At 38.0% G+C, this 1,108-nt stretch carries 2 pseudogenes; both read left to right on the plus strand.

From position 1 onward, the window contains the following. Positions 1–279 (plus strand): annotated as a pseudogene (locus F6K13_RS34360) (hemolysin D); the annotation flags it as partial. A 646-nt stretch (positions 280–925) separates the two neighbouring features. Further along, a pseudogene (locus tag F6K13_RS34365) lies at positions 926–1,108 on the plus strand (peptidylprolyl isomerase); the annotation flags it as partial.

Raw genomic sequence — 1,108 nt, forward strand, 5'->3', positions numbered from 1 at the left:
AAATTTGATGCTTATCCTTTTCAGGATTATGGTATAGTAGAGGGAACATTAAAAAAGATTTCTCCTACTTCACAAATGCAGGAAACTTCTGAGGGGAATATAGCAATTTATGAGTTAGAAATTGAGTTGGATGAGACTTGTATTCCTGCTGCTAATGAGTGTATTGCTTTGCGTCCTGGAGATACGGCAACGGCAGAAGTTGTTGTGCGTCAGCGTCGTCTGATTGATTTTATTCTTGATCCGTTTAAGAAATTGCAAAAAGGAGGTTTAGATTTGTAGAAATAATTAATAATTGACAATTAACTAGCGGTTTAACGAAGCTATTGGTAGGGTGTGTTAGCGCTAGCGTAACTGAGCAATACCCCTTATGTAGTGCCTTTGCGTAAGTCCTGAATAATTAATAATTGACAATTACAGCAGATTCTACCTTGGTGATGTACACCCACGCGGGCAAGATGCTGAGAACATTTCATTTTAATACCTGTACTTCATATACTTGGAATCTGCTGTCACTAGGGGTACAAGTATTGGAAATTGTCACTGTTCGTCTGTCAAGATTTAATTTTTCACCAGTGGGAGCATCCTGTTTCTTTGCGTGAGCGAGAGCCTCAGATTACAAATAATTAAAACAGGACTTACGCATAACCACCACATATAGTAGGGGCAAATGGCATTCGCCCCCTACAATTGGTGTATAATTTCACATTTTGCGTAAGTCCTGTAAAAGTCATCTTTGAGATGACTTGAGCTATTAGCCAAGGATTTTAATCTTAGCGGGTTATCGAGTCATCAGTTTGATCACTGGTTGGCAGGTATGGGGGAATAACTCACCCGCCAAGAAATGAATTTCTTGGGTAATAGCAAAAGTCATCTAAAGATGACTGTTAATACTCATTTGTTTTAATTAATTAATAGGAGAAAAACCATGTCACAATCTATCACTATTACTGCTGAAGATATTCTCAATCAAGTCAAGCTATCTTTAAAAACCTCTGAGCTTACAGAAGGAATTATTACTCGCAAGATTATTATGGATGCAGCTCAGGAAGCAGGTATAAAAGTAGAGACTGAAGAACTTCAGAAAGCAGCAGATACTATGAGGTTTGTC

Origin of the sequence: Okeania sp. SIO2B9 (genome assembly GCF_010672505.1) — a bacterium.
Taxonomy (GTDB): Bacteria; Cyanobacteriota; Cyanobacteriia; order Cyanobacteriales; family Microcoleaceae; genus Okeania; species Okeania hirsuta.